This is a genomic window from Paracoccus endophyticus, assembly GCF_003286075.1.
GTDB lineage: Bacteria > Pseudomonadota > Alphaproteobacteria > Rhodobacterales > Rhodobacteraceae > Paracoccus > Paracoccus endophyticus.
Genome location: NZ_QLUV01000013.1, coordinates 12,082 through 33,701 on the forward strand (window position 1 = coordinate 12,082; position 21,620 = coordinate 33,701).

Here is a 21,620-nt window from a genome sequence, read left to right on the forward strand (position 1 = left end):
GGCTAGGCGGCGCAGGCCGCGATGTCCAGCGGCACGGGGCACGCCCGGCTGAGGGGGGGCGGGCTGCGCAAGGTGTGCCTTGTCCCGCGCGGGGATCAGCGGACGCAACCGGCCGCACCGGACGGGCTGCGGGGACCCGCGCGTTCAGGCCGCGGGCGCGGGCAGCGCAAGGCCCGCCTCGACCATCAGCCGGTCGGATGCGGCCTCGACCTGCGCCTCGACCTGCGCCAGCAGGTCGGCCGGGGGCAGACCGGGGGGAACGGGGGCAAGAAACTCGATCACCGCCACGCCCGGCCGGACCCGCAGCCCGTCGCGGGGCCAGAACATGCCGCAGTTGACCGCCACCGGCTGGCAGGGCAGGCCCGTCGCCTGATACAGCGTGGCGACCCCCGCCTTCCACGGGCGGCGCGCGCCGGGCAGCGTGCGCGTGCCCTCGGGATAGATGATCAGCTGGCCCAGGCCCTGCGCCATCGCGGCATTCACCGCCCGGATCATGGCGCCGCGCGCCTCGGCCCCGCGGCCCCGGTCGATGGGGACCGATCCCACCTCGCGTGCGAACCAGCCCATGATCGGCACGCGCATGATTTCCTTTTTCATGATGAACGCGCGCTGCGGGCAGGCGTGGGAAATCGCCAGGATGTCCAGAAAGCTCTGGTGCTTGGCCGCGACGATGCAGTCGGCCGCGGGGGGCGTGCCCCGCACCTCGACCCGCACGCCGAAATGCCAGCGCGCTGCGCGCAGCATATGGGCGATCCAGACCGTCGCCACCCGCTGCGCGCCCTGTCGCCCGCCGGTCAGCGCCTTGGGCAGGCCCCACAGCCCCAGAACCAGCGTGGCCAGGCCGACGTGCAGGTAATACGTCGCGGACCGCAGCCACCACAGCGGCCCCAGCCGCCCCGGCCGGTATCCCGGACGCCCGGCAGGGGCCGGCGCGCTGTCGGACACGGCGGCCGGCATCAGCGCACCTCGCGCAGCATCCGCAGCGCGGCGGCGCGGGTCGCGGCAAAGCCCAGGGCGGCCGCAATCGCCGGGATCAGCAGCGGCCACAGCCACCCCCACCCGCTGAAGCCCAGGCCGGTCAGAAACCCGCCCGCCGCCTGCATGTCAGGCAAGGCCCAGATCGCGGCCATCCCGACCAGCGTCCCCACGGCCGCGCCGCCCGCCGCCCGCCGCGTGAAGCGGCGCACGAACGCGGTGGCGATGGTCAGGTCGCGCGCCCCGATCAGCCGCATGACCCGGATCACCTGCCCGTTCGCAGCCAGGGCCGCCTGCGCGGCCAGCGTCAGCATCGCGGCCGAGGCCGCCGCGATCAGGGCCAGCGACAGCCAGCCCAGCACCCGCAGCCGCCCCGCCGCCTGAATCAGCGGGCGGCGCCATTCCGTGTGATCGTCCAGCACCGCGCCCGGCGCCTCGCCCGCCAGCCGCAGGCGCAGCGCCTGCGGATCAAGGCCGTCGCCCTGCTGCACCTCGATCAGGCGCGGGACGGGCAGCGCATCGACCGGCACCTCGGGGCCGAACCACGGCTCCAGCAGGGCGGCGACCTCGGCCGCCGGCAGTTCGCGCGCGGCGGCGACGCCCGGCGTGGTGGTCAGCGCGGCCATCGCGGCCGCCGTCTGGGCGTCCAGTTCGGCCGCGGGCGCCGACACCCGCACCGTCAGGGTCTGCGCCAGCCCCTCGGCCCAGCGGTCGGCCAGCCGCCCCGTGGCCAGCGCCAGGGCCAGCGCGAACACGGCCAGGAATGCCATCACGCCGGCGGTGAACATCGTCAGCCGCGCGGTCGCGCCGCTGGGGGGCACGATGCGGTCGGCCATCCCGGCCTCGCGTCCGATCAGCGCCCGGCCCAGCGTCCGCAGGTCAAGCGCCCGCAGATCGGCGCGGATGCGGCGCACCCGCACAGCCTTGACGCCGGCTGCGGCGTCGGTGCCCGCGCCGGCCGCTGCCGCCTGCGCGGGCGATTCCACTGCGTCTGCCGCAGGGATGTCGCCGCGGCTCAAAGCTCGGCCCCCGCGCTTTGCAGCCGGCCGCCCGCGATCCGCAGCACCCGCGCCGCGACATGCTGCTTGGCCGCCCGGATCAGGTTGAGGTCGTGGGTGGCGACCAGCACGGTCTTGCCCGAGCGGTTCAGCTCGATCAGCAGTTGCAACAGCCGCATCGACATCTCCCAGTCCAGGTTGCCCGTCGGCTCGTCCGCCAGGATCAGGTCGGGCGACAGGATCACCGCGCGGGCCAGCGCCGCGCGCTGGCGTTCGCCCCCCGACAGGGCTGGCGGCAGCGCGCGGGCCTGGCTGGTCATCTGGACCCAGGCCAGCAGGTCGCGGATTGCCTGCATGTCCACCGGCTCGCCCGCCAGCATCATCGGCAGGGCGATGTTTTCCGCCACCGGCAGATGATCCAGGAACTGGGTGTCCTGGTGGACGACGCCCACCCGGCGGCGCAGCGCGGCGATGGCGTCGCGGCCCAGCCCCGCCACGTCCTGACCAAAGGCCACGAGCTTGCCCCCCGTGGGCAGCAGATCGGCGATGCACAGCCGCAGCACGGTGGTCTTGCCCGATCCCGACGGCCCGGTCAGGAAATGGAACGAGCCGCGCGGCAGGCTCAGCGACATGCCGTGCAGCAGCGCGCCACCGCCGCGATAGCCGAATGCCACATCCCGCATCTCGATCACGCCCGCACCTCCTGGGCCGGTTCTTGTCCGGCCCGTTGTTCTCTCGGTCCGCTCGTCCTCGACCCACCGGGGGCCGGGCTGCTTGGCGACCGGACCGGGCGTTGATAGAACGTCCCGGCGGCAATGGAAACCACGGGCCGGGCGCGCGCCGGCCACGACGGGAATGGACTCATGCGGCTGGTCTGCCCGCGCTGCGGCGCGCAGTATGAAATCGACGATGACGCGATCCCGTCGCAGGGGCGCGACGTGGAATGCTCGTCCTGCGACAATGTGTGGCGGGCGACGCGCCCGTTCGATCCGGGTGCGCGTCCCGCGCTCAGCCGCCCGCTGAACGATTCGGTGCTGGAGATCCTGCGGCAAGAGGCCGCGCGCGAGCTGGAGGCCCGCGCGGCCGAGCGCGCCGCCGAACGTGCGGTCGAGCGCACGGCGGTCGCGCTGGCGCAGTTCCAGCGGCCGCGCACCGCCGGCGGGCCGGACATGCCGGCGCCGGAGGACGAGGGCCGCGCGACCGGCACCCCTGCGGCGCGGGTCGCGCCCGGTGATCTTGGCGTCGCGGACGGGATGCAGAGCGAGGACAGCGATGGGGCTGTCGGGTCGCCCGTGCCGCCGACTGCGCGCGACAGCGCACCCGCGGGGGTCCTGCGCGCCACGGACAGCCCCCCCGCCGCGGCGCGGGACGAGGCGCTGTCCGGCGGCGCAGAGGACGCGATCCCGCGGCGCCGCAACCCGCCGGTCGCCGTGCGCCCCCCGTCGCCGCCCGTTGCCGCATCACCCGCCGATTCGCCCGGCGGCGCGCGGCGTGACCTGCACGGGGGCACGGCCGACCTGCCGGACGATCCCGGCGGCGCGGCCCCCTCGGCCGATCGGCCTTTGCCGCCCTCGCAGCGCGCAGCCCTGCCGCGCACCGCGCCTGACCCGGTCGGGGCGGCGGTGCCTTACCCTGCCGCGCATCCCGCGCCCCCTGCCTCGGCCCGCAGCCGCGCCCGCGCCCGCCGGGATGCGGGGTTTCACGTCGCGGTCGTGGTCGCGGTGGTCGCTGTTGCGCTGTATGCGCTGGCCCCCAGGCTGGCCGAACAGGGTCCGCTGGGCGCCCGCCTGCTGGAATGGCACGCGCAGGTGAACACCGGGCGCGACTGGCTGGCCGCGCAGGCGGATCGGCTGATCGGGGACGGGACCACCACGGCAGAGCCTGCCGCCGAGTAAGCCGCAGGCCGGCGCCGTCCCGTCCTGTGGGCGCTCATCGCGCTCTGTCCGGGGGCGCGCGCCCCGCGCTGCCTGATGCCGTGGTCCCGGACTGCCGCCGTGCTGCCCGGCGACGCCCGCCCTGCCTCTGTCCTGCGCCAGCGATTCGGGGCTGGCTGACGCCACTGCCCCCATTCCACGGGCTGCGCCCTCAGAAGCGGTCCAGCAGCCGTCCCAGATAATCGCGCTCGTCGCGCGGGCGGTCGGGCTGACCGCTGCGCCGGCGGATCTCGTCCTGCAGGTCGCGGGCGCGGCCGGTGCCGTCCTGCGCGTCGGCAAGCGCGTCGCCCGTGGTGACGGTGCCGCCCTGACCGCCCAGGTCGCGGCCCAGGGGATCGCGGCCGGTCTGGCGGGTTCCGCGCCCGTCACCGCCATCGGCGCGGGCCCCGCCCTGCTGGCCCGGCGTCTGGCCCTGCCCGTCCTGGCCCTGCCCCTGACCCTGATCGCCGGACTGGCCCTCGGCCATGTCGCTCAGGGCGCGCATCCCCTCGCGCATGGCCTCGATCGCGTCGGCCTGGCGGTCCATGGCGCCTGCGGGATCGCTTTCGCGCAGCGCGCGCTCGGCGTCCTCCATGGCGCGGCCGGCCTCGTCCAGCTCTCGGCCGGCGCGATCGCCTGCCTCGGACCCACGGCCCGGCAACAGGCCGCGCTGGCGCCCCAGCTCTTCGCGCAGCGCCCGCTGGCGGTCGGCCAGCGAGCCCCCACCTTGCTGGCTCCCACCCTGCTGCCCTGCACCGGGCTGGCCCTCGCCGGGTTGACCCTCGCCCGGTTGGCCCTCGCCCGGTTGGCCCCCGCCCTGCTGTCCCTCGCCCGGCTGCCCTTGGCCCTGCTGCCCCTCGCCCGGCGACGGCTCGCCTGAAGGGGGGCCGCCGCGCTGCCAGTCGCCCAGCGGGTCCTGCGCCTGCCGCATCGCCTCGTCGGCCAGGCGCTGCTGTTCGCGCAGCGTCTCGGCCAGCTGGCCCGAGGGGCCTTGCCCCTGCCCGCCCTGCCCGCCCTCGCCCTGCGTGACCTTGAGGTTTTCCATCATGCGGTTGAACTGTTCCAGCAGCTCGGCGGCCTCGGCCATCCGCCCCTCGTTCATCAGGCGCTGGATCTCGTCCATCATCTGCTGGATCTGGTCGCCGGTGATCTGCTGGCCCTGCTGCGGCGCGCGGTCGAACCGTTCGGCCGGGTCCTGGCCCTGCTGGGCAAGCATCTCGGTATAGGCGTCGGTCGCGGCCTTCAGCTCGTCCATCAGCTTCTGGATCTCGTCGGGGCTGGCGCCGTTGCGGATCGCCTCGGACAGCCTCTGCTGCGCCTGCTGCATCCGGGCCAGCGCGTCGGGCAGGCCGCCGTCCTCGATCGCCACGGCAGCGGTCCACAGCGCCTCGGCCAGCCGGTCGCGCACCTCGGGGGACAGGGGGCCGGATTCCAGCGCGGCCACGGTCTGCGCGACGGTGCGCGCCGTGTCCGGGGTCAGCGTCGGGTCGGGCCGCCAGATCGCCGCGCGCAGCAGCTGCGCGCTGCGGGCCGCGTTTTCGCGCGACCACAGCAGGTCGCGGCGCAGTTCCACCAGCGCGGCGGCCAAGGGGTCGAAGAACCGCCGCCCCGGCAGGATCATGGCGGTGGGCGGGGTGTCCGCCGCCTGGCCGATCCCGTCCGCGACCGTCAGGCGCAGCGTGACAGGCAGGTTCGCCCAGGGGTGACGGGCCAGGTCGGCCGCCAGCGTCCCCGTCACGTCGCGCCGTGCCCCGGCGCCCGGCAGCGGCAGGTCCAGCACCAGCGGATCGCGCGGCTCGGGCGCGGCGGCCAGGCCGTAGCGGCGATCGACGGCCGCCAGGTCCAGTGTCACCTGCGCCTGGCCCGTCGCGATCCCGTTGTCGTCGCGGGCCGTGAATCCCTGGACCAGCCGCCCGTCGGCGCGCCGGTCCGCCAGCGCGGCAAGGGTCACGGCCGGACCCTGGTCGGGCACGACCGTAACCGCGAACCGCCGCTCGCCCACGGCGACCGCGCCATCACGCTCGGCCGTGAACGCGGGCGCGTCGGGGGGGGCTGCGGGGTCCGCGGGGCCGATGTCCTGCGCCACCGCCGTGCCCGAACCATACAGGCGAAAGGTCAGGACCGAGCCCTCGGGCACCGTCAGCGCGTCGTCCGGCAGCGCGTTCAGATAGATCGTCGGCCGCCGGGTATAGTCGGGCGGCGCGGCCCACCCCTCCCACGCGGGACCGGCGGGGGCGGCATCACCCGTCGTGACGGTGGGTTTCCACGTCGCGGCCAGGGCGGCAAGCCCCTGCCCGGCCGGTCCCACGCCGCCGAACAGCACCGCCATCGCCAGCGCCGTCAGCGCGGCCAGCCGCAGCGCGAACGGGTCCCGCCGCGCCAGCCCGGCATCGGGCGCGACGGGCCGGGCGCGGGCCGCGGCGTCGCGGGCGGCGTCCAGATGCGCGCGCCACAATCCGTCCGCGGCCGCGCCGCCCAGGGCCATCCGGTCGCCCAGCGTCTCCAGCGGCCGTCCCGGCAGGGTGGCATCGACCCGCGCCAGCGCGGCGGCGGCCCCGGGCCTGCGAAAGCGCGCCGTGCCCACGGCAACCGACAGCACCATCGCCGCCGCCCACAAACTCAGCGCCAGCGCCAGCGCGCGGGCCGGCAACGGCGCGACCAGCCCCAGCGCCAGCGCCGCCAGCGCCAGCGCGGCAAGGCTCAGCGCCGGCCAGAAGGCGCGCAGCAGTGATTCGTACCACAGGCCCCACAGCGTCCAGCGCACCGCGCGCCGTGCGACAGCAGGTGCCGCGGCCGGAATCGCGGCCGCGTCGGCCCACGCGCCGTCGTCCGCCGCCGGCCCAGCGTGCGTGCTGTGCCGGCGGCGTCTCACAGCCAGGCCGGGATGCTGTCGCGGGCCAGCATCTCCTCGATCGTGGGGCGGGCGCGGATCAGCGCCCAGCGGTCGCCCGACACCATTACCTCGGGCACCAGGGGCCGGGTGTTGTATTCCGACGCCATCACCGCGCCGTAGGCCCCGGCCGAGCGGAACGCGACAAGCTCGCCCGCCGCCAGCGCGGGCAGCTGCGCCCCGCGGGCGAAGGTGTCGCCCGTCTCGCACACGGGGCCGACCACATCGACGGGGGCCACCGCCGCGCCGACCGCCGGCTGGCGCACCGGGACGATGTCGTGGTGCGCGTCGTACATGGCGGGGCGGATCAGATCGTTCATGGCGGCATCCAGGATCAGGAAGTCCCGCCCCTCGCCCTGCTTGAGATAGATGACCGAGGCCAGCAGCACGCCCGCGTTGCCCGCGATGTTGCGGCCCGGCTCGATCTGGATCTCGCACCCCAGATCGCCCACCGTCTCGCGCACGACCTGGCCGTATTCCATCGGCAGGGGCGGCGCGGCGTTGTCGCGGCGATAGGGGATGCCCAGCCCGCCGCCCAGGTCCAGGCGCGTGATCGCATGGCCGTCCGCACGCAGGGCACGCGTCAGACCGGCCAGCTTGGCATACGCCGCGCGATAGGGGTCCAGGTCGGTCAGCTGGCTGCCGATGTGCATGTCGATGCCGGTGACGCGCAGCCCCGGCAGGGCCGCGGCGTGGGCATAGACCGCGCGGGCCCGCGCAATCGGGATGCCGAACTTGTTTTCGGACTTGCCGGTGGCGATCTTGGCATGGGTGCGCGCATCCACGTCGGGATTGACCCGCACGGTGATGGGCACGACGGTCCCCATCGCGTCGGCCACGGCCGACAGGGCGGCCAGTTCGGCCTCGGATTCCACGTTGAACTGGCGGATGCCGCCCGAGATCACCGACTGCATCTCGTCCCGGGTCTTGCCCACGCCGGAAAACACGATCCGTTCGCCCGGAACGCCCGCGGCGCGCGCCCGGCAGTATTCGCCCCCCGAGACGACGTCCATGCCCGCGCCCAGGTCGCCCAGCAGGCGCAGCACGGCCAGGTTCGAGTTCGCCTTGACCGCAAAGCAGACCAGGTGGTCGGTCCAGTCCAGCGCCTGACGGAACAGGGTGAAATGCCGCGTCAGGGTGGCCGCGGAATAGACATAGACAGGCGTGCCGACACGGGCCGCGATCTGGGGCAGCGGCACGTCCTCGGCGTGCAGGACGCCGTGGGCATAGTTGAAGTGATCCATCAGGCGACCCTGCGCGAACGTAAGAACAGATATAGGGGCAAGGCGCAGCCAAGGCCAAGCGCAAGCGCAGGCAGCGTCACGAGCGCGCCCCAGTTGCGGCGCACCATGGTTTCCACCAGGCACCACGCCGCCAGCGCGGCGATGCCGGCCCAGTCGCCGCCCACCGGCGGCGGCCAGTCGGCGGCCCAGCCCAGCGCCGCGCCGATCCCCGCCAGACCCAGCCACAGCAACCGCAGCGGGGTCAGGCCGAACGGCACGGTCAGCGCGGCTCCAGCCCGACCAGATCCTCTCCCGACAGCGAGACGGGCGCGTGCCGCCGCGACGGGTTATAGACGTAGGTTCCCTTCTGGATCATCACCGCCTCCTGCGCGCTGCCCACGGTGCTCGAGGTGGTGGGCCCGCCGCAGGCGCCAAGCGCCGCCAGCGCCGCCACCCCCCCCGCTGCCCGCCAATATGTGATCCGCCGGTGTGTCGTCGATTTCAGGCCCATCGCCATGCTCTCTGTCCTGTCCTGCCTCGTGCGGCCGTCTGCGCGGCCCTTTGTGTTTCGCCTCGCGCCCGCGGCGTCAGGGCCGGGCGCGCGGTGCGTCGTCGTCTGCCGGCACGCTGATCGTCAGGGTGGCGCCGGTCTGCAACCCCTCGTCCCCCGCCGGGCGTTGCGGCGGTCCATCGACCCCGCAGGCCGCCAGGGCCATCGCCAGCCCCGTGACCAGTGCAAGCCGCCGCATCATCCCCAACTCTCCATGATGCCGCGCCAGCGCGCGACCTGCGCACGCACCTGATCGGGCGCCGTGCCCCCATAGGATTGCCGCGATGCGACCGAGTTGTGAACGCCCAACACGCCGAATACCGCATCCGTGATCGCCGGATGCACCGCCTGCATCTCGGCCAGGGTCAGGTCGGGCAGATCGACGCCGCGCGCCTCGGCGGCGGCGACCAGGCTGCCGGTGACGTGGTGGGCGTCGCGGAACGGCAGGCCCGCCGCCCGGACCAGCCAGTCGGCCAGGTCTGTGGCGGTGGAAAACCCCGACGAGGCCGCGGCCTCCAGCCGGTCACGGTTCACGGTCAGGTCGCCGATCATGCCGGTCATCGCGGCCAGCGCCAGCATCAGCGTGTCGGCGGCGTCGAAGACCTGTTCCTTGTCCTCCTGCATGTCCTTGGAATAGGCCAAGGGCAGGCCCTTCATCACCGTGAACAGCGCCACGGCCGCCCCCAGGATGCGGCCGATCTTGGCGCGGATCAACTCGGCCGCGTCGGGGTTGCGCTTTTGCGGCATGATGCTGGACCCGGTGGACCAGCGGTCCGACAGCGCGACAAAGCGGAACTGCGCGCTGGACCAGATCACCAGTTCCTCGGCCAGCCGGCTCAGATGCGTGGCGCAGATCGCGGCGGCGCTCAGGAATTCCAGCGCAAAGTCCCGGTCGCTGACGGCGTCGAGGCTGTTGGCCGTCGGCCGGTCGAAGCCCAGCGCCGCGGCTGTCGCGTGGCGGTCGATCGGGAACCCCGTTCCCGCCAGCGCGGCCGAGCCCAGGGGCGATTCGTTCATCCGGGCGCGCGCGTCGGTGAACCGGCCGATGTCGCGGCCCAGCATTTCCACATAGGCCATCATGTGATGGCCCCAGGTGACGGGCTGCGCGGTCTGCAGGTGGGTAAAGCCGGGCATCACCCAGTCCGCCCCCGCCTCGGCCTGCGCCACCAGCGCCCCGATCAGCGCCCGCAGCCCGCCCACCGCCGCGTCGCACTGGTCGCGCACCCACAGCCGGAAATCCGTCGCCACCTGGTCGTTGCGCGACCGCGCCGTGTGCAGCCGGCCCGCCGGCTCGCCGATCAGCGCCTTCAGCCGCGCCTCGACGTTCATGTGGATGTCCTCCAGCGCCGTCTGGAACCGGAATGCGCCCCCCTCGATCTCTGACAAGACGGTGAGCAGGCCTTCCCCGATGGCGCGGGCGTCGCTATCGCTGATGATGCCCTGCGCGGCCAGCATCGCCGCGTGGGCGCGGCTGCCCCGGATGTCCTGGGCGTAAAGCCGGCGGTCGAACCCGATCGAGGCGTTGATCGCCTCCATGATCGCGTCCGGCCCGGCGGCAAAGCGCCCGCCCCACATGCTGTTCGCGGCCCCCGTCGCGGCATCAGTGGGGGCGGGGCGGTCGGTCATCGTCTGTCCTTCGGAGGTTTCATGCTGCGTTCCCTGGTGCTTTATACGGCGCTCGCCCTTGGCGCAAACCTGCCCGCCGGCGCCTCGGCCGCACCCGCGGGCAGCCCCGATTCGGCGCAGCCCGCGGCGGCCCCTGCGCCGGCCCTGACCGCCACGCCCCCAGGTCCCGTGGACTGGCAGGCGGCGCGGGACGCAGGCCTGCCCAAGCTGATCGAATCGACGCCCGCCCCTGCCCCAGACCTGCCGTTTTCCGACCTCGACGGGGGCGCCCACAGCCTTGCGGACTATCGCGGCAAGCTGCTGCTGGTGAACTTCTGGGCGACCTGGTGCGCCCCCTGCCGCGAGGAGATGCCCTCGCTGGACGCCCTGCAGCGGCAGATGGGCGACGACGACTTTGCCGTTCTGACCATCGCGTCGGGGCGCAACCCGCCACCCGCCATCCGCAAGTTCTTTGCAGAAGCCGGGATCACCGACCTGCCGACGCTGACCGACCCCTCGATGGCGCTGGCCCGCGCCTTCGGCGTGCTGGCGATGCCGATCAGCGTGCTGATCGACGCCGAGGGGCGAGAGATCGCGCGCATGGCGGGCGACGCGGACTGGGCCTCGCCCGCCGCGCTGGCGCTGATCGGCCAGCTCAAGGCCCGCTAGCGCCCGGCGCCCAGCCGGTCGGGGTGGCGGTGGCATCCGGTCAGGTGGTCGTTGACCATCCCCGTGGCCTGCATGAAGGCATAGGCGATCACCGGCCCGCAGAAGCCGAAGCCCCGTTGCTTCAGCGCCCGCGCCATGGCGGCGGATCGGGCCGTCTGCGCGGGCACGTCGGCGGCCGCGGTCCAGCGGTTGCGCACCGGCGCGCCGCCGACGAAATCCCACAGGAAGGGGGCGAAGCCCTCGGTCTCCTCGATCCTCAGCCAGGCTTGCGCGCCACGCACCGCGGCCTCGATCTTGCCGCGGTGGCGGACGATCCCCGGGTCGGCCAGCGCCCGCGCCACCTCGGCCTCGCCCCAGCGCGCGACGCCGGCGGGGTCGAAGCCGTCGAACGCGCGGCGGAAGGCCTCGCGCTTTCTCAGGATGGTGATCCAGCTCAGCCCTGCCTGGAACCCGTCCAGCACCAGCTTTTCCCACAAGGCGCGCGGATCGTGGTCCGGCACGCCCCATTCGTGGTCGTGATAGGCCACATACAGCGGATCGGTGCCGCACCAGGCGCAGCGCTGGACCATCGCGTTAACCTTCCCCGCGGATCACGGCTCATCTTTACGGGATGTTAGGGCATTCTCGCCAGTGTGTCCGTACCACGAAGGAGACCGCCATGACCCGATTCGACGCCGATCAGGACACATCCCCGCAGCGTGGGTCGCCCCTGGACTTCGCGGTCGGCGAGTTGTCGCGGCTGACGCTGACGACCGTTCAGCGCGCGGTCGAGCGGGGCGACGGGGTGCTGGCCTTTCAGCCCGTGGTGCAGTCCAGCCGCCCCGACCAGCCCGCCTTTCACGAGGGGCTGATCCGCATCATCGACGACACTGGCCGCTTCGTGCCCCTGCGCGATTTCATGTGGCACGCAGAAACGACCGAGCTGGGGCGCAAGATCGACTGCCTGGCCCTGGCGCTGGGCTTGCGGGCGCTCGCCGAAGAGCCGGGGCTGCGGCTGTCGATCAACATGTCGGCGCGGTCCATCGGCTATCCGCAGTGGCTTGAAACGATGCGCCGGGGGATCGGTGCGGACGACAGCCTGGCCGAGCGGCTGATCCTCGAGATCACCGAAAGCTCGGCCATGGGCATGGCGGACCTGGTGATCCAGTTCATGCGAGAGTTGCAGGGCCGGGGCGTCAGCTTTGCGCTGGACGATTTCGGCGCAGGCTATACCTCGTTCCGGTATCTGCGGGACTTCTCGTTCGACATGATCAAGATCGACGGGCAGTTCATCCGCGCCATTTCGGACCAGCCCGACAACCAGGTCCTGGCCCGCGCTCTGCAATCCATCGCCCATCATTTTGACATGTTCACCGTCGCCGAACAGGTCGAGACGGCAGATGACGCAGCCTATCTGATCGACATGGGCATCGACTGCCTGCAAGGGTTCTATTTCGGGGCGCCGACGATCAATCCGCCCTGGCGCGCGCCGCATTCGTCGGCGCGGCGGTGACCGCCGGCGCCGGAACCCGCCCGGGGAAAGGGCGTTCTTTCGCAGATAACGGACCGGCCCCGGCTTGATTGCAGCCACAGGGCGCACAGTGGCAAACCGCCTGCTTGAACCGCCCTCTTGCGAAACAATCTGTCTCGTTCTAGGCCTTGGACGCAACAGGATTGCGAGTGGCTGTCAAGGAGGGGACGATGGCAAGAGTGGCATTGGTGACGGGGGGATCGCGCGGGATTGGCGCGGCGATATCAAGGGCGCTGAAGGACGCAGGCTACACGGTCGCGGCTAACTATGCCGGCAATGACGAGGCCGCGCAGGCGTTCACCGCCGAAACCGGCATCCGGACGTTCAAGTGGTCGGTGGCCGATTACGACGCCTGCGCCGCAGGCATCAAGCAGGTCGAGCAAGACCTGGGACCCATTGACGTGCTGGTGAACAATGCGGGCATCACCCGCGACAGCATGTTCCACAAGATGACCCCGCAGCAGTGGAAAGAGGTCATCGACACCAACCTGACCGGGCTGTTCAACATGACCCACGGGGTCTGGAGCGGCATGCGCGACCGCAAGTTCGGCCGCATCGTCAACATCAGTTCCGTCAACGGCCAAAAGGGTCAGGCCGGGCAGGCCAACTACTCGGCCGCCAAGGCAGGCGACATCGGCTTTACCCGGGCCCTCGCGCAGGAAGGCGCGCGCATGGGGATCACCGTCAATGCCGTGGCGCCCGGCTACATCGGCACGGAAATGGTGCGCGCCATCGACGAGAAGGTGCTGAACGAGCGCATCATCCCGCAGATCCCCGTCGGGCGCCTGGGCGAGCCTGAGGAAATCGCGCGCTGCGTGCTGTTCCTGGCGTCGGACGACGCAGGCTTCATCACGGGTTCGACCATCAGCGCCAACGGGGCGCAGTTCTTCGCCTGACGACACCGCACGACAGGGCCGGCCCGCCCGGGCCGGCCCATCAGGCACCGCGCGCCGGCTGCCAAACCGCCCGTGGCCCGCATCTCGCCCCAGGGCGCCCGGGGTCGATCACGGGACACCTCCGCAGGCCGCACGCCAAGCCATTGCGCTGCCGGCAGGACCGACAGCCTCCCAGAAAACCACCTGCTGCCCAAGGACAACCCGCCGCGCCCGCGCTGCAGTCGTCCTGCTCAGTTCAGTCCCGGAATACCCTGCAGCGCCTGGCTCAGCGCGTCATCGACGGCCGTGGGATCAGCCAGATCCGCGGGCGGCACGTCGGCCACGCCCGCCCGGGCCTCCGCCACGGCGGCCTCCATGGCCAGGGCCGTGTCGGCGGTCCCCACCGTCGATTCGCGGCTGCGGGGCGGGGCGGCGAGGGCGTCGGGCACCGGCGTCACCCGCACCTCGGCCGGCACCGGCGCGGCCGTGACCTCGACCGGGGCGGGCTGGGGCGCGGGCGCCGGGGCGGGACCGCCCATCGCCTCGGCCATGGCGGCCGACAGCGCGTCGGGCTGCCCGTTCGCGGCGCCGATCTCGACCGAGGGCGCGACCTGCCCCTCGACCGGCTGGGCCGCGGCCACGGCCTCGGCCAGCGCGGCGGCCAGCGGGTCGTTGGCGTCCGTCGAGATGACGTCGGACGCCACGATCACCTGCCCCGCCGCACCGGGCGCCACGACATCCAGCGACTTGGCGGGCAGGCCCTCATGCACCTCGGACATCACCGCCTGCCAGATCTCGGCCGGCAAGCCGCCCCCGGTCACATCCTTCAGCGGGGTGTTGTCGTCATAGCCCATCCACACGCCGGTCACGTACTGCTCGGTAAAGCCGATGAACCAGGCGTCGCGGTACGAGGATGTCGTGCCGGTCTTGCCCGCCGCCTCGCGGCCCTCCAGCCGGGCGCGGCGGCCGGTGCCGTTCTCGACCACCTGCGTCATCATGTAGATCAGCTCGCTTGCCGCCTTGGGCGAGATCACGCGTTCGCCCAGGCCCCCCGCCTGCCCGATCAGCGGCTTGTCGTCGCCCTTGATCCGCAGCTCGACCAGCCCGTAGGGCCGCACCGAGGTGCCGCCATTGCGGATGCCGGCATAGGCGCCGGTCATTTCCAGCAAGGTCGATTCGTCCACGCCCAAGCCCAGTGCCGGACCCGTGGCCATGTCGTTGGCAAAGCCGAAATCCTGCGCCACGCGGCGGACGTTGTCGCGGCCGACGGCCTCCTGCAGGCGGATCGCGGCGGTGTTGATCGACTGCGACAGCGCGGTCGTCAGGGTGATCGTGCCCTTGTAGTTGCGGGTATAGTTCTTGGGCGACCACGGGCCCGATCCCTTGACGTGGATCGTCAGGGGCGCGTCCTGGATGGTGTCGTTGGGGGAAAACCCCTGGTCCAGCGCCGCGGCATAGATGAAGGGCTTGAAGGACGAGCCGGTCTGCCGCTTGGCCTGGGTCGCGCGGTTGAAGGTTCCGGTCGTGGTCGTGTCGCGCCCGCCGATCATGGCGCGGACCGCGCCGTCGGCCGACATCACCACCACGGCGGCCTGCGCCTTGGACCCGTCCTTGACCTTTTCGTCGAACACGCGGGCCAGCGCGCGCTCGGCGGCCCGCTGGATCTGCTGGTCAAAGGTCGTGGTGATCGTCACGTCCTCGGTGGTTTCCGTGGTCAGAAAGCCGGGACCGGACTCCATCACCCAGTCGGCGAAATAGCCGCCCGCCCGCGCCGCCGCCGCCCGGCTGAGGACGGCGGGACTGGCGCTGGCCGCGGCGAACTCGGCATCGTCCAGATAGCCCTGGTCGTGCATCAGCCCCAGGATCACCGCCGCGCGGTCCTGCGCGCGCTGGAGGTTCGACACCGGCGAGAAATAGCTGGGCGCCTTGAGCAATCCGGCCAGCATGGCGGCCTCGGCGGCGTTCACGTCGGCCGCGGGCTTGCCGAAATAACGCTGGCTCGCCGCCTCGAACCCGCGGGCGCCGGCCCCCAGATAGCTGCGGTTCATGTAGATGTTCAGGATGTCCTGCTTGGAATATTTCGCTTCCATGGCAAGGGAATAGGGAACTTCCTTCACCTTGCGCCACAACGAGGACCTGCGGCACTCGGTCTCGTATTCCGCTTCGGACTTCCACTTGATGGGATCGAACTCTTCGCCCAGGCACAGCAGCTTGGACACCTGCTGCGTGATGGTCGAGCCGCCATTGCCCTCCAGCGGGCCGCGGCCCTCGGCCATGTTGATCTTGATGGCACTGGCGATGCCGCGTGGGTCGATGCCCAGGTGGGAAAAGAACCGCTTATCCTCGGTGGCCACGACCGCGTTCTTCAGAACCGGCGCGATGCGGTCGGCGGACACGGTGTTGAAGGTCTCGCCCCGCCAGGCGAACACCCGGCCATCGCGGTCCAGCATCGTCACCGATCCGCGCGCCCGGCCGTCAAACAGCGCCGAGGGTTCCGGCAGCGTGGACCAGTAATAGGCGACCGACACGCCCAGGATCAGGGCGATGGTCAGCCCCAGCCGCCACAGCGATCCCCACACGACCCGCCAGAACAGGCCGAAGGTGCCGGCGATGCCGCGGGTCAGGACGTTGCCGCGCCGGCGCCGGGGCGGCGGCGGGGGTGCCCCGCGCCGGCGCGCCGCCTGCGGCGGCAGCCCGCCCGAGGGGGGCGAGCCGCCCGGCGGCGTCGCATCGGGATAGCGCTTGTCGGCGGTGATGCGCCGCGGACCTGTCGGTCGTTTCATGCCTGTGTTCCTGCCCGGCCGTCCGCGCGGCCTTTCGCGCCTCATACAGCAGCCCGCCCCTGCTGCAAACAGCCGCGGGGGCCCGTGCGCGCGCGGTCGCCCAGTCGTGACCTGCCGTGTTGCGCGCCAGCCTGCCCCGCTGCTGCCGGGTTTTTGGGCAGCGGCGCGCGGCGGGCAGCGCGCGGGCCGGGGCAGGCTGGACCCGCGTGCCCCGCGCAGGCCCCCTGACGTCGTGGCGGCCCGACCCGCGGGCCGCGTCAGACGGATCGAGGGAAGATGACCCACAGCCCCATGCTGCCGGCCCCGTGCCGCCCGCCCTGCCCCGCCCTGCACCCCCGGGCCTCCGCGCCGACACCGTGGCGCCGCGCCCTGCCCGTGGTGCTGATGGCCGCCGCCCTGCTGGCGGGGGCCGACAGCGCCCTGGCGCAGGCCGCGGCGGACGCCGCAGTCGCGGCGCCGACGCCCGTCCCGGTGCCCGACAAGGGCGACACCGCCTGGGTGATGATCTCGGCCATTCTGGTGATGATGATGACCCTTCCCGGCCTTGCGCTGTTCTATGGGGGGCTGGTGCGGTCGCGCAACGTGCTGTCGGTGCTGATGCAGGTGCTGGCCACCTTCAGCGTGATGGCGATCCTGTGGGTCGCGTTCGGCTATTCGCTGGCCTTCACCGGGGCCGCCACGGCCGAGGACGCAGGCCCGCTGACCCCGTTCATCGGCGGGCTGTCCAAGGCGTTCCTGGCGGGCGTTAACACCGGCACCGTCGCGGAAAGCTTTTCCACCGGCGTCTTCATCCCCGAATATGCCTTCGTGATCTTCCAGATGGCCTTTGCCTGCATCGCGCCCGCGCTGATCGTCGGCGCCACCGCCGAGCGGATGAAGTTTTCGGCGATCCTGGCCTTCGTGGTGATCTGGTTCGTGTTCTCGTATCTGCCGATGGCCCACATGGTCTGGTGGTGGGGCGGCCCCAGCGCCTATGGTGCGCCGTCGGGCTATCTGTTCGGGCACGGCGCGCTGGACTTTGCCGGCGGCACCGTCATCCACATCAACGCGGGCATCGCGGGGCTGGTCGCGGCCCTCGTCGCCGGCCCGCGCGTGGGCTGGGGCAAAGAGCTGATGGCCCCCCACAACCTGACCTTTACCCTGATCGGCGGCTGCCTGCTGTGGATCGGCTGGTTCGGCTTCAACGCGGGGTCCAACCTCGAGGCGAACGGCCTGACCGCGCTGGCGATCCTGAACACCGCCGTCGCCACCGCCGCCGCGGCCCTGGCGTGGAGCTTCGGGGAATGGATCATGCGCGGCCACCCCTCGCTGCTGGGGGGCGTGTCGGGCGCGGTCGCGGGGCTGGTCGGGATCACGCCGGGCGCCGGGTTCGTCGGCCCCATGGGGGCGATCGCCATCGGCCTGATCGCCGGCCTGGCCTGCATGTGGGTTGTCGTGGCGCTGAAGGCGCGCATCGGCATCGACGACAGCCTGGACGTGTTCGGCATCCACGGGGTCGGCGGCATCGTCGGCGCGATCCTGACGGGCGTGTTCGCCGCCCCGTCGCTGGGGGGCGCGGGCGTCTTCGACTATGCCGCGGGCGCGGTCGCCGCGTTCGACATGGGCCATCAGGTCTATGTGCAGGCGCTGGGGGTCGCGGTCTGCGTCCTGTGGTCGGGCCTGGTGTCCTTCGTGGCCATCCACCTGGTCAGGGCCGTGATCGGCCTGCGCGTCAGCACCGCCGACGAACGCCAGGGGCTGGACCTGACCACCCACGGCGAGAACGCCTACAACTGAGGGGGGTGCCTGCGCGACGACAAGGCCCGGCGCAGCTGCCGGGCCTTTTTGCGTGACCTGCGGCACGCTGCGTCGTCAGGCGACCCGCGCCACCACGAACTCTGCGAGGTCGGCCAGCAGGTCGCGCAGCTCGCCCCCCGGCACCGCGCCCAGCGCCGTCCGCGCCCGCCCGGCCCAGTCCAGCGCATCGGCCCGCGCCGCCGCGATGGACCCGTGGCGGGCCAGGATCTCCAGCGCCCGGTCCAGGTCGCCGGGGCGCTGCTGGCCCTTCTCGATGGTGCGTTCCCAGAAGGCGCGCTCGTCGTCGTCCGCCGCGGCCACCGCCTTGATGACCGGCAGCGTCAGCTTGCGCTCGCGGAAGTCGTCGCCGACGTTCTTGCCGATCGTCTCGGTCGAGCCGCTGTAATCCAGCACGTCGTCCACGATCTGGAACGCGATCCCCAGCGCATCGCCATAGTCGTGCAGCGCCTGCACCTGTGCGGGCGTGCCGCCTGCGATCACGCCCCCGACCTCGGTCGCGGCGGAAAACAGCGCGGCGGTCTTGCCGCGGACGACCTGCAGATAGATGTCCTCGTCGGTGGCCAGGTCCTGCGCGGCGGTCAGTTGCAGCACCTCGCCCTCGGCGATGGTGGCCGAGGCGCTGGCGAGGATGTTCATGACGCGCATGCTGCCCGTCTCGGTCATCAGCTGGAAGCTGCGCGCGAACAGATAGTCGCCGACCAGCACGCTGGACTTGTTGTCCCACAGCAGGTTGGCGGTGGGGCGTCCGCGGCGCTGGCGGCTTTCGTCCACCACGTCGTCGTGCAGCAGCGTGGCGGTATGGATGAACTCGACCGTGGCGGCCAGCAGGTGATGGTGCGTGCCCCGATAGCCCAGCAGGCGCGCGGCCGCGATCGTCAGCAGCGGGCGCAGCCGCTTGCCGCCGGCGCCGACCAGATGGGCCGTCACCTCGGGGATGCGGGGGGCGTGGCGGCTTTCCATCCGGGTGCGGATCAGCGTGTCCACCGCGGCCATGTCGGCGGACAGCAGGCCCGACAGCCGGTCCAGCGGTTTCGAGACGTGTTCGGTCACACCCATGTCACCCACCCTTTCCGCGAGGGGGATTGCCACGCCGTGGACAGTTTCGCAACCGCGCCCTAGCGTTGGGGGATGAAGGAAATCCTGCGCGCCACCGACCCGCTGACCCTGACCCATGCCGCCGCCGTGCTGGCGGGCGAAGGGATCGCCAGCTTTGAATTCGACCGGCACATGAGCGTGCTGGACGGCTCGATCGGCATCCTGCCGCGGCGACTGATGGTGGCCGACCGCGACCAAGCCCGGGCCGGCGCGATCCTGCGCGACCTCGGGATCACATGATCGAGGCGCCCGACGGCGCAACGCGCCGCGATGCGTTCCTGGGCGGCCGCCTGCATCTGACGCAGCCTGCCCGCGGCTATCGCGCCGGGGCCGACGCGGTGATGCTGGCCGCGGCCTGCTCGGCTGCACCGGGGACGCGTGTGCTGGACCTGGGCTGCGGCGCGGGGGCGGCGATGCTGTGCCTGGGGGTGCGGGTGCCCGGCCTTGACCTGACGGGCGTGGAACGCGACCCCGGCATGGCCGACCTGGCCCGCGACAACGCGGCCGCCAACGCCATCGTGGCGCGCGTCGTCACCGCGGACGTGACCGCCCTGCCCGCGGCCCTGCGCGCCGAACGCTTTGACCATGCGATCGCCAACCCGCCGTTCTTCGGTCCCGGCACCCAGGCGCCCGATCCCGCGCGCGCCGCCGCCCGGCACGAGGACGCCCCCCTGCCCGCCTGGATCGACGCCGCCCTGCGCCGGCTGCGTCCCGGCGGCACGCTGACGCTGATCCACCGGGCCGAGGCGCTGGACCGCATCCTGATCGGGCTGGACGGGCGGGCGGGCGATGTGGCCGTGCTGCCGGTCGCGGCGCGGGCCGACCGTGCCGCCGGGCGGGTGATCGTGCGGGCGCGCAAGGGCGCGCGCGGACCGCTGCGGCTGCTTGCGCCCTTTGTCATGCACGCCGCGGCGGCACATCTGCGCGACGGCGAGGATCTGACGCCCGCCGCGCAGGCAGTTCTGCGACACGCGGCGCCGATCGCGCCATAGTTGTCGCCGGGGGGTGACAGAATCGGGGCGTTGTGATGGAATCGTGACACCGACCACAGTCAGGAGGATGAGATGACCGTTCAGTCCCATGTCCAGGAACTGCGCAGGAAGCACCAGAATCTGTCGGAGGAGGTCGAGCGCGCGCAGCGTACGCCCAGCGCGGACGACCTGGCCATCGCAGCCATGAAAAAGGAAAAGCTGCGGCTCAAGGAGGAAATCTCTCGTCTCAGCCACTGACGACGGACCGCCACGCGCGCGGACATGGAACGACAAGGCCGGCGCCCGCGCGCCGGCTTTTGCCATTCGCCGGCGGTCAGCCCGCCTGCCGCAGGTCGGCGGTCAGCGCGCCGACATCGCCGCGGCGGCGGGCCAGCATCGCCGCGATCTCCTCGCGTTCCGAGGCGAGCATGTTCACCCCCTCGATGATGATGTTGAAGAACTTGGGCCGCCCCGAGCGATCCGAGACATGCCATTCCACCGCCATCGGGCTTTGCCCGCGCAGATAGGCGGTCGACTGGACGGCCCAGAAGGATTTCAGCGGACGCGCGCCGTTGACCTCGACCCGGCCGCCGATGAACTCGCGAAAGCGCTTGCCGTACTTGCGCCCGATGTATCCCTGCAGGGCGGCCTTGAACGCCTTGAACTGGGCGGGATCGACCTGGCGCGCCGCCGGCCCCAGGGCCGAGCGCGCGATGGCGTCCACGTCGGCATGGCGGGCGAAGATGCCCTCGAATTCGCGATACATCTGCGCGGGCGCGCGGCCCGAGTTGATGATGGCATAGACCTCCTCGACCGCGCGCTGGATCAGCGCCACGGCGGCGGACTGGTCCAGCGCGCGGGCCGGGGCCGCAACAAGGATGCAGCCCCCGGCGATCAGGCCCAGGACGCCGCGGCGTGTGTCATTCGGCATAAGGGTCAATGGCGTCCTGCTCCTGCTTCAGTTCGAACCGGCGGTGCTGCAGGTACAGCAGCCGGGTCTGCGCGTAACTGTCGGCACTCTCGTGCAGAACCGAGTCGACGGTCGAGCCGAATTGCGTCCGATCACCCGCTTTTGACGCGACCCGCGCGGCCAGCTTGGCCGTCCGCTGATCGCGGTTCAGCCAGTTGTCCACGGGATCGATCACCGTATTGACGATCATGCCGGCCAGGTCGCGTTCGGTGGACGGACCCAGCACCGGCAGTTCCAGATAGGCCCCCTCGGGGACGCCCCAGACGTGCAGCGTCTCGCCGAAGTCGGTGTCGATCTCGGGCAGGGCAAAGTCGGCGCCCGCGGGGTCCAGCACGCCGCCCAGGCCCACGGTGGTGTTGACCAGGAACCGGAACGTGTTGCGGATCGCGGGTTCGGGCCGGCCCTGCAGCAGGCTGTTGACCACCTTTCCGGGCAGCGACAGGTTGGCGCTGACATTGCCGATCATCTCGATCGGTCCCGGCGGCGCCGCATTCGGCCCCCCCGCGGTCGCCCCCTTCGCAGTCGTGGCAGCAGGTGCGGTGGGCGCGTTTCCGCCGGCCCTGCGCGCCAGCGGGCGCAGCACGGTGGCGTCCAGCCCCTTGTTGAAGGCATGAACACGCCGGTTGAACGGCTCGTAGGGATCATTGACCCCGCCCGGCGGCGCCGAGGCGCAGGCGGACAGTGTCAGAAACAGCAGGATGGCTGCGCGCACGAACGGTTCCTTAAGGCTTGCCCGGCTATCAGGGCGGCGACGGACTGGTGAACTGGGGCCTGTTTCGGCGCCTGCCGATGGGAT

At 72.2% G+C, this 21,620-nt stretch carries 22 protein-coding genes; 8 read left to right on the plus strand and 14 right to left on the minus strand.

Annotated features, from left to right (window positions below; all coding sequences use genetic code 11):
• Nucleotides 1-144: 144 nt before the first annotated feature.
• From DPQ23_RS12880 to DPQ23_RS12890, 3 genes are all read right to left on the minus strand, one after another.
• Complete coding sequence (locus tag DPQ23_RS12880; protein WP_112875198.1) at nucleotides 145-957, minus strand: lysophospholipid acyltransferase family protein; 813 nt, start codon at nucleotides 955-957, stop codon at nucleotides 145-147.
• The gene (locus DPQ23_RS12885) at nucleotides 957-1,811 is read right to left on the minus strand and encodes a cell division protein FtsX (protein WP_170310797.1); all 855 of its coding nucleotides are present in this window, start codon (nucleotides 1,809-1,811) and stop codon (nucleotides 957-959) included. Before DPQ23_RS12885 ends, DPQ23_RS12880 begins: the two co-directional genes overlap by 1 nt.
• A gap of 179 nt (nucleotides 1,812-1,990) precedes the next feature.
• Entirely contained in the window at nucleotides 1,991-2,665 is a 675-nt protein-coding gene (locus DPQ23_RS12890; RefSeq protein WP_112875199.1) for a cell division ATP-binding protein FtsE, read from the minus strand.
• Between the two features lie 171 nt (nucleotides 2,666-2,836).
• Between DPQ23_RS12890 and DPQ23_RS12895 the strand changes: the two genes are divergently transcribed.
• On the plus strand, nucleotides 2,837-3,868 hold the full coding sequence (locus DPQ23_RS12895) for a zinc-ribbon domain-containing protein (protein ID WP_162630741.1): 1,032 nt from the start codon (nucleotides 2,837-2,839) through the stop codon (nucleotides 3,866-3,868).
• 190 nt (nucleotides 3,869-4,058) lie between these two features.
• Here DPQ23_RS12895 and DPQ23_RS12900 read toward each other — a convergent pair whose 3' ends face one another.
• The 6 genes from DPQ23_RS12900 to argH form a co-directional block, all read right to left on the minus strand.
• The gene (locus tag DPQ23_RS12900; RefSeq protein ID WP_240602746.1) at nucleotides 4,059-6,650 is read right to left on the minus strand and encodes a DUF4175 domain-containing protein; all 2,592 of its coding nucleotides are present in this window, start codon (nucleotides 6,648-6,650) and stop codon (nucleotides 4,059-4,061) included.
• Nucleotides 6,651-6,754: 104 nt separating this feature from the next.
• Entirely contained in the window at nucleotides 6,755-8,020 is a 1,266-nt protein-coding gene (gene lysA / locus DPQ23_RS12905) for a diaminopimelate decarboxylase (RefSeq protein ID WP_112875201.1), read from the minus strand.
• On the minus strand, nucleotides 8,020-8,277 hold the full coding sequence (locus DPQ23_RS12910) for a DUF2834 domain-containing protein (protein WP_240602748.1): 258 nt from the start codon (nucleotides 8,275-8,277) through the stop codon (nucleotides 8,020-8,022). The genes lysA and DPQ23_RS12910 overlap by 1 nt, the downstream gene beginning before the upstream one ends.
• A gap of 2 nt (nucleotides 8,278-8,279) precedes the next feature.
• Nucleotides 8,280-8,516 (minus strand): hypothetical protein, encoded by a 237-nt coding sequence (locus DPQ23_RS12915; protein ID WP_112875202.1) that lies wholly within the window; start codon nucleotides 8,514-8,516, stop codon nucleotides 8,280-8,282.
• A 70-nt stretch (nucleotides 8,517-8,586) separates the two neighbouring features.
• Entirely contained in the window at nucleotides 8,587-8,751 is a 165-nt protein-coding gene (locus DPQ23_RS12920; protein WP_112875203.1) for an argininosuccinate lyase, read from the minus strand.
• Nucleotides 8,748-10,175 carry an argininosuccinate lyase gene (argH, locus tag DPQ23_RS12925; protein WP_112875204.1) on the minus strand — a complete coding sequence of 476 codons (1,428 nt, stop codon included), beginning with the start codon at nucleotides 10,173-10,175 and terminating at the stop codon, nucleotides 8,748-8,750. The genes DPQ23_RS12920 and argH overlap by 4 nt, the downstream gene beginning before the upstream one ends.
• A gap of 21 nt (nucleotides 10,176-10,196) precedes the next feature.
• Here argH and DPQ23_RS12930 point away from each other — a divergent pair, with 21 nt between their 5' ends.
• Entirely contained in the window at nucleotides 10,197-10,823 is a 627-nt protein-coding gene (locus DPQ23_RS12930; RefSeq protein WP_112875205.1) for a TlpA disulfide reductase family protein, read from the plus strand.
• Here the strand turns inward: DPQ23_RS12930 and DPQ23_RS12935 are convergent.
• The gene (locus DPQ23_RS12935; protein WP_112875206.1) at nucleotides 10,820-11,392 is read right to left on the minus strand and encodes a DNA-3-methyladenine glycosylase I; all 573 of its coding nucleotides are present in this window, start codon (nucleotides 11,390-11,392) and stop codon (nucleotides 10,820-10,822) included. The two genes, DPQ23_RS12930 and DPQ23_RS12935, sit on opposite strands and share 4 nt — an antisense overlap.
• Nucleotides 11,393-11,481: 89 nt before the next feature.
• On the opposite strand from DPQ23_RS12935, the gene DPQ23_RS12940 reads away from it, so the two are divergent.
• Together DPQ23_RS12940 and phbB are read left to right on the plus strand one after the other, a co-directional pair.
• On the plus strand, nucleotides 11,482-12,315 hold the full coding sequence (locus DPQ23_RS12940) for an EAL domain-containing protein (RefSeq protein WP_112875207.1): 834 nt from the start codon (nucleotides 11,482-11,484) through the stop codon (nucleotides 12,313-12,315).
• A 188-nt stretch (nucleotides 12,316-12,503) separates the two neighbouring features.
• Nucleotides 12,504-13,229 (plus strand): acetoacetyl-CoA reductase, encoded by a 726-nt coding sequence (gene phbB, locus DPQ23_RS12945; protein WP_112875245.1) that lies wholly within the window; start codon nucleotides 12,504-12,506, stop codon nucleotides 13,227-13,229.
• 230 nt (nucleotides 13,230-13,459) lie between these two features.
• Here the strand turns inward: phbB and DPQ23_RS12950 are convergent, their stop codons facing one another.
• On the minus strand, nucleotides 13,460-15,991 hold the full coding sequence (locus tag DPQ23_RS12950; protein WP_112875208.1) for a transglycosylase domain-containing protein: 2,532 nt from the start codon (nucleotides 15,989-15,991) through the stop codon (nucleotides 13,460-13,462).
• 384 nt (nucleotides 15,992-16,375) lie between these two features.
• Here DPQ23_RS12950 and DPQ23_RS12955 point away from each other — a divergent pair, with 384 nt between their 5' ends.
• Complete coding sequence (locus DPQ23_RS12955) at nucleotides 16,376-17,767, plus strand: ammonium transporter (RefSeq protein WP_112875246.1); 1,392 nt, start codon at nucleotides 16,376-16,378, stop codon at nucleotides 17,765-17,767.
• 75 nt (nucleotides 17,768-17,842) lie between these two features.
• On the opposite strand, the gene DPQ23_RS12960 is transcribed toward DPQ23_RS12955, so the two are convergent.
• Nucleotides 17,843-18,844 carry a polyprenyl synthetase family protein gene (locus DPQ23_RS12960; RefSeq protein WP_112875209.1) on the minus strand — a complete coding sequence of 334 codons (1,002 nt, stop codon included), beginning with the start codon at nucleotides 18,842-18,844 and terminating at the stop codon, nucleotides 17,843-17,845.
• Nucleotides 18,845-18,916: 72 nt separating this feature from the next.
• Here DPQ23_RS12960 and DPQ23_RS12965 point away from each other — a divergent pair, with 72 nt between their 5' ends.
• The 3 genes from DPQ23_RS12965 to DPQ23_RS12975 all read left to right on the plus strand — a co-directional run bounded on the left by DPQ23_RS12965 (nucleotide 18,917) and on the right by DPQ23_RS12975 (nucleotide 20,112).
• The gene (locus tag DPQ23_RS12965) at nucleotides 18,917-19,123 is read left to right on the plus strand and encodes a putative signal transducing protein (RefSeq protein WP_112875210.1); all 207 of its coding nucleotides are present in this window, start codon (nucleotides 18,917-18,919) and stop codon (nucleotides 19,121-19,123) included.
• Nucleotides 19,120-19,875: a tRNA1(Val) (adenine(37)-N6)-methyltransferase gene (locus DPQ23_RS12970; RefSeq protein ID WP_112875211.1), complete on the plus strand. Its 756-nt coding sequence runs from the start codon at nucleotides 19,120-19,122 to the stop codon at nucleotides 19,873-19,875. The genes DPQ23_RS12965 and DPQ23_RS12970 overlap by 4 nt, the downstream gene beginning before the upstream one ends.
• A gap of 72 nt (nucleotides 19,876-19,947) precedes the next feature.
• Nucleotides 19,948-20,112 (plus strand): YdcH family protein, encoded by a 165-nt coding sequence (locus tag DPQ23_RS12975; RefSeq protein ID WP_112875212.1) that lies wholly within the window; start codon nucleotides 19,948-19,950, stop codon nucleotides 20,110-20,112.
• A 76-nt stretch (nucleotides 20,113-20,188) separates the two neighbouring features.
• Here the strand turns inward: DPQ23_RS12975 and DPQ23_RS12980 are convergent, their stop codons facing one another.
• Both DPQ23_RS12980 and DPQ23_RS12985 read right to left on the minus strand, forming a co-directional pair.
• Nucleotides 20,189-20,785, minus strand: a complete 597-nt coding sequence (locus tag DPQ23_RS12980) for an MlaC/ttg2D family ABC transporter substrate-binding protein (protein ID WP_112875213.1) — start codon at nucleotides 20,783-20,785, stop codon at nucleotides 20,189-20,191.
• Nucleotides 20,775-21,536, minus strand: coding sequence for an MlaA family lipoprotein (locus DPQ23_RS12985; RefSeq protein ID WP_112875214.1), 762 nt, complete (start codon nucleotides 21,534-21,536; stop codon nucleotides 20,775-20,777). Before DPQ23_RS12985 ends, DPQ23_RS12980 begins: the two co-directional genes overlap by 11 nt.
• Between the last annotated feature and the right edge of the window lie 84 nt (nucleotides 21,537-21,620).